The organism is Zobellia nedashkovskayae (assembly GCF_015330125.1).
Lineage (GTDB): Bacteria > Bacteroidota > Bacteroidia > Flavobacteriales > Flavobacteriaceae > Zobellia > Zobellia nedashkovskayae.
This window is the reverse complement of sequence record NZ_JADDXR010000002.1, coordinates 2,096,550-2,115,143: the sequence shown is the minus strand read 5'-3', so window position 1 is coordinate 2,115,143 and position 18,594 is coordinate 2,096,550. Positions and strand designations below refer to the sequence as shown.

The window sequence follows — 18,594 nt, the reverse complement described above, 5'->3', positions numbered from 1 at the left end:
TAATTCTATTTCTCTAAGGATAAAATATAACCTTCAACCCAAGTAGTTTCCTTACTTGATAATTTATCTTTCCACGCTGGCATGCTTCCATTAACCGATCCATTTTTGATGGTTAAAAACACATTTTCCTTTCCATTTATCCATTTCCCATCAACCAAACTTGGCCCTGTTCCTCCACGCCCCTCTGCTCCATGACATATCTGACAATTTTGCTCATAGATCACTTTGCCACTTTCCCAGGAATCCTTTGGTTGTCTTGATTTATTTTTTCTTTGATGAACAAGCCTATCGACTTCATTTTCAATTGGTTTAAACAATGTAATTGTACTATTACCAAATCCCGATATATAAATATTTCCTGTTCCGGCATCTTCAACTATATCTAAAGGTCCGCCTTCCAAGGCCAAACCCATTGCCGAACCATCATAATCCTCAATAATATCTTTTTTTTCACCATCAGGCCTAACTACAACCAAATCATTGTGCCCCATTCGCACCGCAACTAGACATCCTTTTAATCTTCCGTTAAAAGTATCACTTGTATACTCTATTATACCTGTGGGAGCAACATGCGGACCAAAATCGTATGTAAAGCCTTTGAAATTACTATCAGGTGCAATCCCATTATATTCAAAATTATCCAAATCGGCATCACCGTGGTTTAGTACATATTCTGCCCTAAGTGGGTTAGGATGTCCATAGTACCCCCCCTGCACTACTCTCGCCATAAAATCATTTTGATCAGGATACGCACCAATTACCGCTGGAATATCTTTAGGACCGCTATAGTTTATTTTTGAAGAAGGCAAGATGTAATATGGGGATTCAGGGTCTGAAGTTGGGGTGTTCTCATTTCCCCCAGAGCCATTAATATTAGCATAAAGTTGTCCATTACTATGCCAAACCATATCATAGGCATTTCTGAGGCCAGTGGCATATATTTTTAATGGTGCCATATTATCATAGGGGTCATAACTTCCACCACCATCAGCCGTTTTGACCACAATGGGTAACTTTTTAGGTAATTTGTTTAAATCAAGACACAGAATAGTACCAGACAATAAGGCTTCCCGAGACGGTTCTTGATTCTCTTCACAATCACACAAACCCATACCTGTATTAGATCCTTGTGCAAAATAGAGTTTTCCCTCCGGCCCAAAAACAATAGAATTTGCAAAATTCTCGTGGTTTGGCCCAAAACGAGGCAGTTCTTTTAAGACCAATTCGTTTTTCAAGACTTGGCTGGTTGTACTGCTCAAATGCATTCGTCTCATACTCCCGGCCCAATTTGATTTATCAAATGTATTTTGAGTATCGGGAAACTCCACCCAATCACTAGTACTTTCTGAATAAGTGGTCCATACTATTAAACTATCTGATTTTGCCGCAGGGTCAAAAGCCAAGCCAATAGAGAATTTAGATTCATCTCCATAAGGTTCAAAAATGTGCTCCAATAATAAATCTCCCGAAGCTTTAATAATGAATCGTTTTATCTTCCCGTCTACAGCACTTGCATATAATTTATGATCAGGGCCTATTACCAAGCTTGTATACTTGCCCTTAATCTTATCGCCCAATATTATTTTTTTAAACAAGACTTCCTCCAATACACCCGAGGGAGCAGTAGAATAAACCCTTAATTTTCTTTTGACGTATCTATTTAGTCTATTGGGGTAAAACGCAAGAAAAACCAAGAATACAGCTATAACAAGAACTAGCAATTTTTTTAATTTACCATTCACTTTATAATCTTTAATTAGCCATATAACCTATGTAGCCTATAGTTTTATTTTATAGTTTTGAAATATAAACTGTTTCATCTTTTCAGTATCTTCTCCGCAGGCCCTTTGTATTTCATATACTTTAGCATCTACTAAAGAACGATACCACCACCCCTGAAGAAAATGCCATAAAAACCCCTCTTTTCCCTGCGTGAAACCCATTTTAAAGATATAGCGATATATAAAGTAAATAAATGAACGCCAAAATAGGGGCATGTTAGCGTACTTCTTTTTTTTATCCCTTTTTGATTGTGCATCAATAGACATAATATGCGAACCACCGCCCTCATCAAAAGCCACTAACGCATATTCTATATTTAATAATTCTATAGCTTCACGAGTTGCATAATTATTATGTTTTTCTATCCACCAACCTAAGGAGTTTAGATTATCATCTACAAAATAACTCTCAAACATTATACTTTTACCTTGCGTAAGCACAATATGCTCATCCATCCAACGATTTTCGCATACAGCTTGATTAAACCGAAACATCCTTAGGATATTCATCTTAATCATACCTTTCGTCATTAATTTACCCAAAAAACATATTTTCCGTTCAAAGACTATCCCAGAAATATGTGGTTCCAAGCCACCTAATTTCGTATTTATTTCATCTACCAATGTATCCATTAAATATTCATCAGCATCTAGGCGAAATATCCATTCGGTATCAATGGGTAGATTTTCAAGCCCCCAATTGAACTGTTTGGCGTGATTATTCTCCCATTTATTTTGATATACTATGGCACCCAATGACTCAGCAATTTTCACGGTGTCATCAGTAGAGAAAGAATCTATTAAATAGACTGTTTGTGAAAAACGTTGTGCATTTGTAATACACCGCTCAATATGCTTTTCTTCGTTATACGTAAGAATAATTGTAGAAATTGAATGCATCAGTCTTTAATTTCTCGTTTTTTAATAAATTTTGCAGGGTTGCCACCAACTACCGACCAAGGTTCTACATTTTTAAAAACAGCAGCCCTGGCACCAACCACTGTGCCTTCACCAATATGAACTCCTGGTCCAACAAATGCATCAGCAGCAATCCAAACCTTATCTTCGATTTTTATTGGGGCTAAGAACAGATGATGAGATTTACTGGTATAATCATGACTAGAAGCGCACAAATAGCATTTTTGAGAAACAGTAACATTATCGCCCAAAGTTATTTTACCTTGATTATAACAATCTACCTTTTGCCCCAAACAGGAGTAATTACCTATTTCAAGGTTCCATGGAGCCCATATTTTAACATTAGCGTGAACAATACAATTCCATGAAACCCTAGCCCCAAAGATTTTTAATACCAGTATTCTCCATTTTCGAAAAATACGCATTGAAAATGGCCTAAATAAAATCAGACACCCTAGTGACCAAACAATTCTTCCTATTTTATTAGACAAGGAGAAATTATGCCGAGTTTCTGTCATATTATAGGAATCACTCATATGTTATTCTTTAATCGAATAGTAGCTATTTTTTTACTGATAATTCTAGGTGCAGAACTTGCAACCTCAAGTAATCGAAGCCTTTTGAGGGTAATTCTCATACGTTTTTGATAAATGCTGTAATCATTTTTATCTAATGCCTTTAAAAAGCTCTCCCTAGATACTTTTGTGACTTCAGACCTCATCGTATAAATTGTTTTTCTCAGAGGAGATAAAGTATGTGAATTTGCTTTTATTCGCTTTTCCGGGCGCCATTTGTTAAGTTTGTCTTTTTTCTGAAGACGATAGGACAGCCCTTCTCTACGTTGTCTAAACCCTCCTGCCTGTGCATATTTGGCATCATCTTCTGTAAGATTTACCAAATTCACTTTTTCCTCCTTAATACATTTCTGTAACAGCTCGTTTATTTCCTTATTACGTATGATAAGCATATTTGTTCCTTGCGCATCAATCTCAAACTGTGGCAACCATGCATCACCTACCGTAATATCCGCTGTCTCTCCCACTACATCATCACAAAAATCACAAGCCTCTAACATTAAAGCACCCTGATTAAATTTCCCCCCTATGACATTAGCAGAATCCTCTACAATCTCTTGCGCATCACTATAAGCCGTAAAAACGTATGCTCTTGCGGGAATACCTTCCCCTTTGGTCCTATATTTAAATTTAGTAGCTTTTTCAGGAGTAATACCTTTTCCCCAAGCTAAAGACAAGGTCCAGTTTACACTTTTTAAGTGCCCACAAACCAATGCCAATGTATATTTAATGGATTCTTTGACGAATGCATCTTTCAATTGAATTCTACGAATGGCCTTTATCATGCACGGTACACCAATTAGTAAATATTTACCGGGCTTTTCTTGTATTAAATTTAAAATTTCCGAAAGTTCAATTACATGATATTTAGTACGGGCTCCATTTTGGATTTCCTCTAGCGATGTACTCAATCCATACTTAAAAAAGGGGTCTGAGGCATCGGTTCTTTGAGACTCCTTTACATGGATAACACCATCTATCATTCCGTTCTCGAACAAGGCAGCTCCTATATAAGTTCCAAAACCTCCAGATGTACCACGGTTTCTATAATCTGCTTCAGTAACGAAACCGCCATATACGTTCTGATATGGTCCTATAAATTGACTTTTGTTACCATTATCGCTACCTAGAAAAGTATTGGCCAAGACATTTTCATTATAATCGGGATTTAGAGATGGGCACACGAACTCTGCCCTTTCTATGGTCTGTGCATCTTTCTTTTCAATAGACCCCAAATCCGGAACATACTCTCCGTACTCATTAATGTTCATTTTTGTACTAGTTGCAAATGCACATGCACCACAACCAGTACAGTATCCGCCCGAAACTACTTTTTCTAAACTTCCTTTTGTGTTCTCTGTTGTCATAAAACTAGTTTAACGATTGGTTCAAAAATTCTGCGGAAATATCAATTTGCTTACTCAATTTACCCTTTACAGATTCAAAATCTATATCGGTCAATTTATCCAAGTCCACATCGTCTCCCTCCCGCAACAAACGCTCCTGCAACCCTACTACGTTCATAAGACTCTCTTGCCGGCTATTGTTGTTTTTGCTAGCTGGGGTTATGGTATAAAAAGGCTTTTCAAATATTAGGGAAAATATACTGCCATGAAACGATGTAGTCAAAACAACACTAGCTCCATTGTACAAACCTAAAAATTCAGCTGGGCCATAATCCCGTATGTTTAAGATTTTATCATCGGGTTCAAGTGGCATTTCGTTCTTACAAACTCTGATGATCTTATATCCCGTTTTGCGTTGTATTTCATAGGCTAGGTTTTCCGCATATTTGTTCTTTTTAAAGATAAAGAAAAGAATATAGGGGTCTTTCTCTTCATATGGTACCATAATTTCTTGCCAATCTTCCTTGGAAAGCAGCAAAGTTGGATCAACAACGTGTACAGCATCTTTGCCCGTAACTTCCTTTATTATACGAACACCATCGGCCTCCCTTGTGCTGGTGTGCGTTAAATTGTTCAACCAGTCCTTGTATTTTGGGTAGTATGCAGAATTTACACTACCAACACCAAAACTAGAGGCATAGGACACCTTGTTGGCATCTTTAGGAGCAAATGTCAAAAAATAAGGAGCTATATTGGTTCCGTTATTAGGGTTCCATACTTGATCGCTCCCAACTATATAGGTATCATAATCCAAAGCAGCATTATATAGTTCTGAATAGCTTTTATACACTTTGGAAACCGCAGTGTATTTTTGATGAAATCCATCAAAACGCTGTTTACGTACTTTTGCCAATTCCGGATACTTGAATGAACTATATTTATCCAACCATTTTAAGACTAAATCTTTTAGCTTGTTCTTTCCCGACGTTTTTATTAAAGGGTCTGATAGCCGTTCGCTTTTATATTCTGGGTTCTTATAATAGAGATAATTAATAATCTCGTTCTCATAGCCCATTTTCTTCAATTTATGGTGCAAGGCGAATGCTTGTAATTCCGCTCCATAATTATTGACATTCAAAATGGTAATTATTCCTATTTTCTTCATTTGGGGGGGGTATGCGTTTTAAGATTTTATTCCCTTTAAAAATTGTTGAGCCGCTTGAGCTATGGTAAAATATTCTTGATACACCGTAAATGCTTTTGCGGCCATTTCCGTTTTTTCAACATCATTTTTTACCAACCACTGCTTAAGCAACTTACATGTTTCTTCCTCGGTGTCTTCTTTAACTATTCCACCATTCTCTTTTTCTATCTCTCGCCATATATTAACCTTGTTGCTGATTAATACGGGTTTGGCACAGGCCAATGCTTCTACTACCGCTATACCAAAATTCTCTTGATGGCTAGGAAGAACAAAACATTGACTTTCATAAAAAGCGCCCCATTTTGCATCTCCGGACAACATTCCCGCAAAAAGAATATTGTCTGATGCAGCTGCTAAAGCTTGCATTTCTTTTCCATAGGCATGATTTTCAGGACCAGCAATAACTAGTTGTGGCAACTGTTCTAGTTCCTTTTCTAATCTTAAATAAGCTTTTATAAAAAGATCCACTCCTTTCTTAGGATGTATTCTACTCAAAAACAAAAGATAGGGTTCTCCGTTCCAGCTTGGTAGTCCCGCAGAAAAAGCAGTTTTCATTCCTGCATTATATATAGGCGGTGGTTGAATACCATAACCTACGTTAATTTCATTTTTAGGTTTGTAATTTGGAAAGGTTGTCCTTGCCAACAAAAGCTCTTCTTCACAAGTAAATAAGATACCATCTACTTCATTTACTACTTTATTTTCAATAAACTTCCAATACAATTTATTCCGTAAAGCTTTAAACTTTCGTTCCTCTGCTCTCTGGAAATATGGATCTAGCATACCATGGGGCATGATATATATTTTTGGTGAGTTAGAATTATGTTTCCTATAAGATAAAATTGCTTTTATAGCGGCGTGACTATGGTATAGCCACAACCCATGAACAATTACTACATCATATTTTTTGAAATTTGCAAGCAACCAAGGAATAAGCGCGTCGTTATAACGCCAGGGCGTTTTAGTTTCACCCAGTGTATGGATAGTGAATGAATCTTGCCCTAAATATGGCGCATCTGACTTATCAAAACAAACGACTTCATTTTCCACCCCTAACTTTTGCATCTCTGGAATGGCATTGCGTATGCCTTGACATGGCCCTCCTTGCTTAGGATCCATACTTGGTATGATTCGGAGTATTTTCATTCTAAGGTTTTATATAATTCAATGTATTGCTTCGCAATATTCTCAACGGAAAATCTTTCTGCGTTTTTAAACCCCTTTGCTATTAAATCTAATCTGTAGACCTCATTAGAAATTACATTTTCATATGCCTCTCTTATTGAGTCAACATCAGTAGGGTCAACCATAACTGCTGCCCCATCAGCCACTTCAACAAGAGGCTCTATATTAGAAGTAATCACAACCCTACCTGTTTTTTGACCTTCAATAACAGGCATACCAAAACCCTCGTACATCGAAGGGAAATTTACAATGTCGCAATTTTTATATTCATCCTTTATACCCTCGTCGGTAAGATTACTTTGATTTGAATAATCTATGTCATACTTACCCAATAAAGCAATTTGAGATTCTTTTAGTTTTCCTATGATACGAAGGTGACAAGAAATACCGGACAAAGCTTCGATTGTACGTCCTAAATTTTTATTCCATCCTGTCCCGATATGAAGAATTACAGGCATATCCTTATTAAAAAATTTTTCTTCAGGAATAAAAATTGGATCAATAGCATTGTGTATAACCGTGAGCTTATCTGTTTTTATTTTACCAGATATATTTTGTTTGGTTTGATTTGAAATACACACCACAACATCTGCAATCTTAATAGGAAAATAAAGCCAAAACAACCATTTATATAGACGTTTAAAAGGATTTTTTACATTATCTAAAAACACTAAGTCATGAACTGTTAAAACAGTTTTTACACCAATTAAAGCTAAAAGAACATCATGTATATGACCTGTTACATGGTGTATAACATCTTTATCTCTTTTTTTATAGGTATACCAAACATTTCTTATTACACTACTTGGCATGGAACCAGGAGACGGCACCTCGTATATAATTGTATCAACAGATTTATTGACTTCCCCTATAAGAGTACGAAAAACGCGATGGATAGAATGCCCCACCTTAGGATGCCGAAAGAAATAATTGATTTTCATTCAAAAATAGTTTTCAACTAATTTTTATCGGTTTTCTTATTTTTCCATACTAAAACCGATCAAATATAATCTTCAAATAAGCTAGTATCTATATAGATTTACAATACTTTTCTATAAAATCACTTAACATCTTTTAGCATATATACGTAAAAATAAAAGCGGTGTAAATATCAATTAATTAAGAAGCAATTTCAAACTATTCATATAAATATTTAGCGAACTTCATGATTTTTACAGGCTTACTACAAAATACCTAAATATGTTTAGCTATTCTTGTTTAATAAAGATGTTTTAAGAGAATAATTCTGTTCAAAAATTGATTCCATTTCATTGGATGTCACAACTACAAATGGTTACCCATTTCTTTAGTTTGGATTCGTAACTCTTGTTAGTTCCATACTAACAGTTACTTTACCCGCATTTTTTAAATCTTCATCTGAAATTAAGTGCACGGATTGAGTCAAGCTAAAAGCATCCATATTATAACTTTCATTTACTTGCCCAACTTTATTCGACACTTTAGACAATACGGTTTCGCCATCGGTTGAACGCGCAATTATTGTAACGTTAGTATCAAGTGATAAATCTTCTTTTGTAATTAACTCAATTTTACTAACTGCAAAATTATAAGGTATTCTCATTTTTAATTCCTGGCTAGAACCGCTACCTATAATTACATCCTCCGTTTGCACCCAATGATCAGTTCTCACTTTATTTACTTTTTCCGCGGTAAACTTATTATTTTCGTCCACGATTTTTGCGTAATTAGAATTTGGATTAGAAGCATTTGTTAAGATTAACTTCATACATCTTCCGGGTACGTTAGATTCTATTTCTCTCCAACCATTCACAACTATTTCATAATGATTGTTTGCCCCAAAGTTTCTTGTTTTTGTATTATTTGCAATAACACCAATATTCTCTACGGCAGTCATATGATTTTCTATATTCAAACTTGAATTCATTACCGTATTATTTGAACCAAAAATTGCAAAAGGACCGTCTTCTGCGGTTGTAAGCTCCTTTACGTATATATTTACATTGTTCATATCTACATTATCTCCCAATGTAAAATCCAAAGGATACATGCTGGTTACAGCAGAATTATCTTTAATAGTTATATTATCAAACGTACAGTTCTGCAATGTCCCAACAAATCTAGCTGCGTAAAACCTAAAAGTTGGATTAAATATATTAGAAAGGCTTTCTGAATATATATTTTTAAATGAACCATCTGTGATGTTCTGTAAATCCCAAAGACCATCACGACGGTAAGATTTATAACCGTCAACGAGGACTTTATTGACATTACCCACTAATTTTAGAGAATTACAATACCCACTGACACTTGCTCTTACTTTTTCACTACCTATATATTCGCCATAATCAATGGTATTTAAAATTTCAATATTGCTTGACTCATATTCGGTAGAATTATCCGCATTAAGATATATAAGATGTGGCGGTGGCATCCAAAAAGATTTCCCTCCAACATAGTTGCCATTTAAGTCTTGTACATCCGAATATCTCTTAGACTTTAGTCCGTCAGAATTAAAGCCATTTACTACACCCTGAATACCCATAATAACACCATCTAGGGTTACATTTTTCATGGTGATATTTTTAGGTATTACTGTAACTCCAACATCGTTATTAACAGTTTGACTAGGTTTATATTCTTCTTTTAACTTTATTGCCCACTGGATAAATTTATCTGCAGTATCTCCTTTTGATTTAAATGTAACATTATCAAACAGAATATTTTCGGCTGCATCTATTAAGAATGTTGATCTATATAAAACTGGTCCTCTCCACAATGGGTTGGTAGTATTAAAAACAATATCCTTCGTTTCACTGAGATACCCTTTTAATTGTTGAATATTCAATCCATTATCATGCGAAACCCATCCAAAAGTGGCATCATACTGTTGGTCATACAAAAAAGTAACATTCTTAATAGTGATGTTTTTAGTCAAAGCCATGTAGAATGCTGGTGACAATAGATTATTAATAATAATACTAGCATCATTAGCACCTTCTAACCAAGCGTTATCTGCTAAAAAAATAGACTTTTTACCTGTTTCTTCAACATCAATGAACATATTTTTATCAACTAGAACTTTCGCTCCAATATTTTCAGCTTGGTCTAATGTTTCAACAAAGTCTTCCCTATCATCAGTTGTGCCATTCATAGCAGCCCCAAACCACTGAGGTTTTAAATATTCACTCTTAAAAGTACCTTCTAAGGTTAATGCATCAAAAAGTTGGTTTTCTGAATTTGATTCAATTATACTTTGATCTCCCCGTACAGTACCATTTACTAAAACGCCCCCATTAAAACGTACAGTTACATTTTCTGGTAAAATAATGGTTTGACCCGCAAGATCAAAATTGTATCGTATTTCCCAAACGGAATCACTGTAGTCCGTTGGTATATTACTCCAATCAAAATCTTGTGGTATAATACGAACCGAACTACTTTCTGCCTCGATTAGTTGAGGCTCTAGTACTTTGGGCACGTCCAAACTATATTGATAATTCTGAGCACTTACAGAAGACACCAATAACAATAGTAAAAAATTCAAATACTTCATTGACCAGAAATTATATAGGCGTTAGTTCCAGATTTTCGTAATAGTCCAAAGCGTACATTTCCGCTTGCACTTTCAAAACTGGCCGTACCACCATCATTATAATTCAAAGATACTCCACTAGTTGCTTTTATAGTAAGAGAAGCACCATTATGAGCTTCCAAATTAACAGTTTCACCAATTTCCATATCAGAGAAGGCTGAAATAAGCGTTAAAGTAGCCGTTTTAGTACACTCTAGAGTATTTCCTACATCACTAGTGGTGATATTACGAGAAGACTCTACCGAAATTACAGCAACATCTTTTTCTACTGATGCACTTGCTGTAGCTTCAACAACATTTTCAGCATATTTTGCATAAAGGGCGTAGGGCACACTCAACAATTGACTCACCCCTATAATTGAGTAATTGTTACCTCCGTCAGGATCTACTTGTGTTTCAATAAAGAAAGGACCGTTGCTCCAAGGAATATCTCTAAAATTTCCAGAAATACGGTTTCCATCACCAATCTCTAAACTTACCAGACCGTTACCATTAGTAGTAGCCGCATGTGTCTCTTCGTAGGCACTGGTTCCGTTTACACTGCCTTGGCGCACAATAATTTTTAAATTTACCGGTGCATCCAACACCAAACTGTTATCACTAGACCGAATGATAGCCTGGTAACTCATTTTCTCGGGAGCCTGCGCTGATATTTCCAATACAGCGAGTAGCATAAAAGCATAGAGCACTCTTAATTTCATAATGTTATTTTTTTAAAATTTTTAATGTTTTGATTGTTTGGTTTGATATAAAAACTTTGAGTAAATAGGAAGCAGCTTTCAATTCAGGAATATTAACTTTAGTATTCTCACTTATAATTTGATCACCAACAACCAACCTGCCTTGAAAATCAAAAAGTTTATACCAAGCTCGCTGGTTTTCATAATTTTTAATCTCTATAGAAAACTCTTCCACCACAGGATTTGGGTAAGCTACAATTTCAACCTCATCTACTTCCAGAAGAGTATAATCTTCAATATCCTGCGCTTCAATAAGCTGAATTTGCTCTGTTTCTTCTCCTTGCTCAACAACCCTAGTGTAATCATTATTATTTAGAGTTTCCTCTACTATTGGTTGTGGCTCTGTAATCGGGAGTTCCTGAACTGCAATAACAGGATCAGGAGTATTTGATGCTTCTTCTATAATAGTTTCTTCTGTAGCTAAGTCAGGGGCCAACTCTAATTCGGATTCAGTTGGTTCTTCATTTACAATAGTCTCTGACTCAAAAACAGGTATCACCTCTTTCTCTGAAACCATGATTTCGGCAACCGGCTCCAAACCTGATTCAGGTGTTTCTTCAAACACTATAGAACCCTGATTAGAGACAGGTGTTTCCCATTCTTCAATTGGATCATCACTATTGGATGACTCAGCAGGCAAAATTTCTACTTCTCCTATTAATATTTCAGAAACCGGTTCCAAATCTGATTCAGATGTTTCTTCGAATACTATAGAACCCTGATTAGAGATAGGTGCTTCCCACTCTTCAATTGGATCATCACTATTGGATGACTCAGCAGGCAAAATTTCTACTTCTCCTGCTAATATTTCTCCAAGTGTTTCAGGAGCTGGTGACGACTCGGGCTCAACAGTTTCTTCTTCTACTAATGGTTCTGATTCAGAAACTGGAGCTACTTCCTCTACAATCGGTTCAGAATTATCAACCGTTTCCTCTGGAATAGCCTCTTCCTCTTCCTCAACGCTAATTTCTTCTTCAGATGTTTCGGGAATTGGCTCAGGTTCGGAAACTGGAGTTCCTTCCTCTATAATCGGACTTGGAGTATCAACGGTTTCCTCTGGAATAGCTTCTTCCTCTTCTACAACGATAACTTCTTCTTCAGGTGCTTCCGTAGTCGGCTCAGGTTCGGAAACTGGAGTTTCTTCCTCTACAGTCGGTTCTGGAGTATCAGATGTTTCCTCTGGCGCAGCTTCTTCCTCCTCCTCTATTATAACTTCTTCTTGTACTTCAGGAGATGGGTCTGGTTCGGAAACTGGAGTTTCTTCCTCTATAATCGGCTCAGGAGTATCAGATGTTTCCTCTGGAACAGCTTCTTCCTCTCCTTCAACGATAACTTCTTCTTCAGGTGCTTCCGTAGTCGGCTCAGGTTCGGAAACTGGAGTTTCTTCCTCTTCTACTATAACTTCTTCTTCCGGTGCTTCCGGAGTTGGCTCTGGTTCAGAAACCGGAATTTCTTCCTCTACTATCGGTTCTGGAACATCAGGTATTTCCTTTGGTATTACTTCTTCTTCCTCTTCTACGCTAACTTCCTTTTCTGGTGTTTCGGGAATTGGTTCTGGTTCGGAAACTGGAATTTCTTCTTCAATAATCGGTTCTGGAGTATCAACCGTTTTCTCTAGAATAGCCTCTTCCTCTCCTTCAACGATAACTTCTTCAGGTGTTTCAGGAGTTGGTTCTGGTTCGGAAACTGGCGTTTCTTCTTCTACAATCGGCTCAGAAATATCAGGTGTTTTCTCTGGAACAGCTTCCTCCTCTTCTTCAACGCTAATTTCTTCTTCTGGTGTTTCAGGAGTTGGTTCTGATTCGGAAACTGGAGTTTCTTCCTCTGCTATCGGTTCTGAAATATCAGATGTTTCCTTTGGAACAGCTTCTTCCTCTTCTTCAACACTAACTTCTTCCGGTGTTTCGGGAGTTGGTTCTGGTTCGGAAACCGGAATTTCTTCTTCAATAATCGGACTTGGAGTATCAGATGTTTCCTCTGGAACATCTTCTACCTCTTCTTCAACGCTAACTTCTTCAGGTGCTTCAGGAGTTGGTTCTGGCTCGGAAACTGGAGTTTCTTCCTCTACATTCGGTTCCGGAACATCAGATGTTTTCTCTGGAACAACTTCTTGCTCTTCTACTATAACTTCCTCTTGTACTTCGGGAGTTGGCTCTGGTTCGGAAACTGGAGTTTCTTCCTCTATAATCGGCTCAGTAGTATCAGAGGTCTCCTTTGGAACAGCTTCCTCCTCTTCTTCAACACTATCTTCTTCTGGTGTTTCAGGAATTGGTTCGGGTTCGGAAACTGGAATTTCTTCTTCTACAATCGGACTTGGAGTATCAGATGTTTCCTCTGGAACATCTTCTGCCTCTTCTTCAACAATAACTTCCTCTTCTGGTGTTTCGGAAATTGGTTCTGGTTCGGGATCGGAGGTTTCTACTACAACAGGATCTACCTGCTCAACGGGCTCTTCCTCTATGACTTCCTCTTCCACAACCTCATCTTCCTCTATAACTTCTTCTTCAGTTTCAGCAAATTCTGCTTGCTGAACACCTTCGCAAACTAAAGTATGGGGAGATTCAATTACGCTGTAAAAAACTCCGCCTAAAGAATAGGCTAAAGAGCCGTGGTTAGACAGGGCGTCTCCGCCAGATGCATTGTAAACCACCATATTAGCGGAGTCATTATATTTATTTTGTTGGCTTTGCACACAAGTAAAGCCGCAAATAAATGCTAGTAAAAGGATTTTTTTTCTCATAAGTAGCGCCATGTTTGGGGAAAAACAGCTACTTGTATACGTGAATTTACATGATTTAGATCAGTCATATATTCAAAAAAATAAGATTTGCTGAATAACGAATAATCGACGTAATATATTATAATATCGACAAAATACCTATATTTCTTCTGTTCGATGCGTTTTTGTAAGAAAAAAGGCTTAACGAAAATTAGAAATACTATCGTTGTTTTAGAAGGGTAATAATTTTTTCAAACTTGTTCATTACGCTTACTTTTAAAAAATAGGTGGAAGACTCCAAATCATCCATTGGGACTTTCGTAGTTGAGTTGGTAATTCGTACATTTTTTATGAGGCTCCCTTTAAAATCAAACAATTGATATTGGGCATTTTCTTTTTTGTAATCGATAATATCAATCAACACATAATCCGTAGTTGGATTTGGATAGGCAAGCACATTTACCAATTGAACCTTATCCATTAAGTCTATTTTTGACTCTTTAGCCTGTTGTATGCTTTGAGAAACGGTAGTATGCTGCGCTACGATACTCGTGTAAAAGACAGTTCCAACAGAATACACAACAGAACCTGCACTACTCCTTGCCTCACCTCCTGAAACGTTTATGGATGCCATGGATGCATTTGAATTTTCAGGTTTAGTTTCATTTTGTGCCTGAGCTACAACCCAAAAGGCAAGTAAGATAAGGGAGGTAAGCATTTGTTTCATTATTTTGAAACGGCAAGCAGTAGCCCGTATTATAGCTAGCACGGCGATTCATGGGAGTTTTCGATTAACTACATAACCAAATACCTTTCATCGGGTTTTTAATCCTTCATTTTGCCCAGGGAAACCAAATTAATACCTTAACAATATCTCTTTCTGCATACTAACTTGCCTTTCCAACATGACAAACAATCCAAATCTTTCAATCATACACCTTTATAGAAAGAAAACTTATCAAAACAAGACTAGAATTTGTTTTTTAAAAACATGACTAAAAATCCAAGTGAATTACATTTAACGTAAATGTAATACCTACATAATACAAGCCTACTTTATATCATGAATTTACCTTCACCGATTTTAAACGTATCTGACCGAGAGGCTCCATTTTCATCACAAAAAAAAAACCGAAAATACTTAACCTTCGCCAAGTATAATAAAAAACAGGTATGCTCGTTAAAATACAAATCTAAAACACGTCCAAACCCTGTTTTTCACTTAACTAATCGTGGCATTAATTTTGCACATGCCGCACTAAACAATACCTTTGAATCCACTATTTAAGGCTTCCCCAAAGCTTACAAACACCCCTACTAAACTCTATGTAACTATAGAATATAGCCAAAGAGAATAATGTTAAAGGCACTACTTAAAAAAGTAGTATATGAAACTATAGCATCCTTATGAATATTCTTAATTGAATTGAATTCAATAAGTAAAAAAAATATAACCAGGCTATTAGAATTACTTGACTTAGGAAATGAGAGGTTTAAAAAATTCAGATTTAATTTTACCAATAACGTTAACGATGCACTTGTGTATCATTAATGGCTTATTGCTTTACCTTACTCCCGAGACCTACAGCAATTTTTATCATATCCTACACTATAATATTTCCTGGTTGCTTATTACCTACGGACTTAAATATTATAAAAGAGCCCGTAAAGAAACATTCTTTACCAATATTCAAAAAGTTGTTCAACTCTATCTCATCTACGGGCTTGCCTATTTTGCGCTATTTGGTATAACTGGAAAAATATACGAGTCTCTTGAGTTTCAACTTGTAATTTACGGGGTTATCTGTTTATCCCTCATTTGGTTCAGGGTGATGTTCTTTTGGTTTAGAAGAAAATATCGTCTGTGGGGCGGGAATTCCGTAAACGTAGTGGTCATTGGTAGAGATCAAAACTTAAAAAAAATCAGAAAGGTTTTTGATGAACCCGAGTTGGGATATAGGTATCTGGGCTATTTTGATGATAAAGAATCTAAAAGTGAGACCTATCTAGGACCAATTGTTGACTGTTTTCTCTACATTCTAGAAAATACAGTTGATGAAATCTATTGTTCTGCGGCCGAGTTTAACCAACAGGAACTCCATAACTTAATAGATTTTGCTGATAACAACCTAATCAGAATTAAAATTATTCCGGATAACAAAGAAATTTATACAAAAGGGATGTCTATAGAACTTTACGATAACATACCCGTATTAAACCTTAGAAAAGTACCTTTAGATACCGAGTTTGCACGCATTGCAAAACGCACTTTTGACATCTTATTTTCTTCCTTAGTTATCGTTACCCTACTTTCATGGTTAGTACCTTTAATGTATGTTTTAATAAAACTAGAATCTCCTGGAGACTTATATTTTAAACAAAAAAGACACGGCCTAAAACGCAAAACGTTCTGGTGCTACAAATTTAGGTCTATGCGCCCTTCTGAGGATGCAAACACCAAAATGGCCACAAAAGGTGATATGCGCATAACTAAAGTAGGCAAGTTTATTAGGAGGACCAGTATAGATGAACTACCCCAGTTCTTTAATGTTTTTATCGGTAATATGAGCGTAGTAGGCCCAAGACCGCATATGGAACTACACACCATGGATTATGAAATATCCGTAGATAAATATTTGGTACGACACTTTGTAAAGCCCGGAATTACAGGTTTGGCACAAGTAAGTGGCTACAGAGGCGAGATAGAAGAGAAAGCAGATATTTTGAATAGAACTAAGCTAGATATATTTTATGTAGAAAAATGGTCTATGGGCTTAGACATAGAAATAGTATTAAAAACTGTACTAAACGCAGTAAAAGGAGAGGGTAAGGCCTATTAATGAGTATCTTAGCCGTCCTTAAACACAACTATTACAACAAAATACATAGAAATAACACTAACTAAACAAATAAAAATGAAATTTAATAACGCTACATACGGTGCGAAGTTAAAAAAAAGCATGCTCTCCCGCTATATAGCAGGTATGGTATTGGTTTTCAGTATAAGTTCTTGTGTAAACATGAGAAAATCGGCATATTTTTATGAGACACCAGATTCTACATTTATTTCTTCACGAATGGAAAATTTAGAACCGGTCCTTAAAAGCAATGACCTTTTAGGAATAACGGTTAGCAGTGTAAATCCAGATGCTGCCGCCCTTTTTAATCCAACGAGAAATGCTACAATGGAATCATCGACGGCCACAGGTGAAATTGCAAGAGCCTCTGGTTATCTTATAGATGAAGATGGCTTTATTCGGTTCCCTATTCTTGGAAAAATCATGGCCGCTGGCAAGACTAAAAAAGCATTGCGTGAAGAAATTACAAATGCTTTGGAAACTGGAAAACTACTTATAGAACCTATAGTAGATATACGTTATTTAAATTTTAAGGTATCTGTTTTAGGTGAAGTAAGAAATCCTTCTGTCATGACCATTCCAAACGAAAAGATATCATTACTGGAAGCGCTTGGCCTTGCTGGTGACATTACCATTTATGGCAATAAGCAGAACGTAACATTAATAAGGGAAGAAGACGGTAAGAAAACCCTAAGACGTATAGATTTAACTTCTAATGAAATATTCTCTTCTCCATACTATCATTTAAAATCAAATGATATTATATATGTAGAGCCAAAAGAATCGAAAGCGCTAGAATCTAGCATAGTTAAAGCATGGATTCCTGTGGCATTGAGCGCTATATCCCTAGCTATAATTACAATAGTGAATTTCAAATAATACACCAACATTAAAATTCCCCCATGAGTAGGTACAAAAACATAGAATGTATGGGTTATCCTATTTTTAGCGATTCTTTGGAAAGCATCACTTTCGAAAAAAATTTCTTGATTAGCACCATAAATCAATATTCATATTGTATTGCTGAAGAAGATGCAGAATTTAAGAATGCACTAAAAAATAGTGATATTCTACTTCCTGATGGTATAGGAATCGTATTAGCTTCAAAATGGCTATATCACCAAAAAGTAAAGAAAATTGCTGGAGCAGATATTCATCAATTTTTACTTGAAAAATTAAATAAAGAGAGCGGTTCTTGTTTTTATTTAGGCGCTTCGGAAAGCACCCTAGCGATTATTACGAAAAGGATGGCCAAGGATTACCCTAATGTTAAAGTAGGCTCCTACTCCCCTCCCTTTAAGGCAGAATTTTCAGAAGCGGACAATCAAAAGATGATTGAATCCGTTAACAACTTTGTACCGGATGTACTTTTTGTAGGTATGACCGCTCCTAAACAAGAAAAATGGGCCTATACTCATAAAAATGATATGACCGTAGGTATGATATGTTCTATTGGAGCTGTTTTTGACTTTTATGCCGGAACGGTTAAACGTCCAAGTAAAATTTGGATTGACCTAGGTTTAGAATGGTTAGGACGTCTTTTAAGGGAACCTGGCAGAATGTGGAAACGTTACATCTATTATGGAGCCATATTCGTATACTATCTTGCAAAAGAAAAGGTAGCTTTGCTTTTAAAAAAAACAGTACCTGTTGAGAGTTAAAACTTAAAGGTTAAATCCAACGTTTACGAAAAA

14 protein-coding genes are annotated in these 18,594 nt (G+C 36.2%); 3 read left to right on the top strand and 11 right to left on the bottom strand.

The annotated features are described in order from the left end of the window. Positions 1–5 precede the first annotated feature (5 nt). The 11 genes from IWB64_RS08885 to IWB64_RS08835 form a co-directional block, all read right to left on the bottom strand. Positions 6–1,577: a c-type cytochrome gene (locus tag IWB64_RS08885; RefSeq protein WP_194533679.1), complete on the bottom strand. Its 1,572-nt coding sequence runs from the start codon at positions 1,575–1,577 to the stop codon at positions 6–8. Positions 1,578–1,778: 201 nt separating this feature from the next. Beyond that, a complete protein-coding gene (locus tag IWB64_RS08880; RefSeq protein ID WP_194533678.1) occupies positions 1,779–2,681 on the bottom strand; it encodes a glycosyltransferase family 2 protein in 903 nt (300 codons plus the stop codon). Next, positions 2,681–3,235, bottom strand: coding sequence for a putative colanic acid biosynthesis acetyltransferase (locus tag IWB64_RS08875; RefSeq protein ID WP_194533677.1), 555 nt, complete (start codon positions 3,233–3,235; stop codon positions 2,681–2,683). Before IWB64_RS08875 ends, IWB64_RS08880 begins: the two co-directional genes overlap by 1 nt. Then, positions 3,232–4,641, bottom strand: a complete 1,410-nt coding sequence (locus IWB64_RS08870; protein ID WP_194533676.1) for a Coenzyme F420 hydrogenase/dehydrogenase, beta subunit C-terminal domain — start codon at positions 4,639–4,641, stop codon at positions 3,232–3,234. The genes IWB64_RS08875 and IWB64_RS08870 overlap by 4 nt, the downstream gene beginning before the upstream one ends. Positions 4,642–4,645: 4 nt before the next feature. Then, a complete protein-coding gene (locus IWB64_RS08865; RefSeq protein WP_194533675.1) occupies positions 4,646–5,785 on the bottom strand; it encodes a polysaccharide pyruvyl transferase family protein in 1,140 nt (379 codons plus the stop codon). Positions 5,786–5,803: 18 nt separating this feature from the next. Continuing rightward, entirely contained in the window at positions 5,804–6,970 is a 1,167-nt protein-coding gene (locus IWB64_RS08860) for a glycosyltransferase (RefSeq protein ID WP_194533674.1), read from the bottom strand. Then, on the bottom strand, positions 6,967–7,950 hold the full coding sequence (locus IWB64_RS08855) for a glycosyltransferase family 4 protein (protein ID WP_194533673.1): 984 nt from the start codon (positions 7,948–7,950) through the stop codon (positions 6,967–6,969). The genes IWB64_RS08860 and IWB64_RS08855 overlap by 4 nt, the downstream gene beginning before the upstream one ends. A 365-nt stretch (positions 7,951–8,315) precedes the next feature. After that, on the bottom strand, positions 8,316–10,544 hold the full coding sequence (locus IWB64_RS08850) for a hypothetical protein (RefSeq protein ID WP_194533672.1): 2,229 nt from the start codon (positions 10,542–10,544) through the stop codon (positions 8,316–8,318). Continuing rightward, positions 10,541–11,284, bottom strand: a complete 744-nt coding sequence (locus IWB64_RS08845) for a hypothetical protein (RefSeq protein WP_194533671.1) — start codon at positions 11,282–11,284, stop codon at positions 10,541–10,543. The genes IWB64_RS08850 and IWB64_RS08845 overlap by 4 nt, the downstream gene beginning before the upstream one ends. A 4-nt stretch (positions 11,285–11,288) precedes the next feature. Next, positions 11,289–14,063, bottom strand: a complete 2,775-nt coding sequence (locus tag IWB64_RS08840) for a T9SS type A sorting domain-containing protein (protein WP_194533670.1) — start codon at positions 14,061–14,063, stop codon at positions 11,289–11,291. Between the two features lie 199 nt (positions 14,064–14,262). Further along, a complete protein-coding gene (locus IWB64_RS08835; RefSeq protein ID WP_226975836.1) occupies positions 14,263–14,760 on the bottom strand; it encodes a T9SS type A sorting domain-containing protein in 498 nt (165 codons plus the stop codon). 766 nt (positions 14,761–15,526) lie between these two features. Here IWB64_RS08835 and IWB64_RS08830 point away from each other — a divergent pair. The 3 genes from IWB64_RS08830 to IWB64_RS08820 all read left to right on the top strand — a co-directional run bounded on the left by IWB64_RS08830 (position 15,527) and on the right by IWB64_RS08820 (position 18,561). Continuing rightward, positions 15,527–16,882 carry an exopolysaccharide biosynthesis polyprenyl glycosylphosphotransferase gene (locus IWB64_RS08830; RefSeq protein WP_194533668.1) on the top strand — a complete coding sequence of 452 codons (1,356 nt, stop codon included), beginning with the start codon at positions 15,527–15,529 and terminating at the stop codon, positions 16,880–16,882. A 75-nt stretch (positions 16,883–16,957) separates the two neighbouring features. Further along, positions 16,958–17,779 (top strand): polysaccharide biosynthesis/export family protein, encoded by an 822-nt coding sequence (locus IWB64_RS08825; protein ID WP_226975835.1) that lies wholly within the window; start codon positions 16,958–16,960, stop codon positions 17,777–17,779. A gap of 23 nt (positions 17,780–17,802) precedes the next feature. Next, positions 17,803–18,561 carry a WecB/TagA/CpsF family glycosyltransferase gene (locus tag IWB64_RS08820; RefSeq protein ID WP_226975834.1) on the top strand — a complete coding sequence of 253 codons (759 nt, stop codon included), beginning with the start codon at positions 17,803–17,805 and terminating at the stop codon, positions 18,559–18,561. Positions 18,562–18,594: the final 33 nt, after the last annotated feature.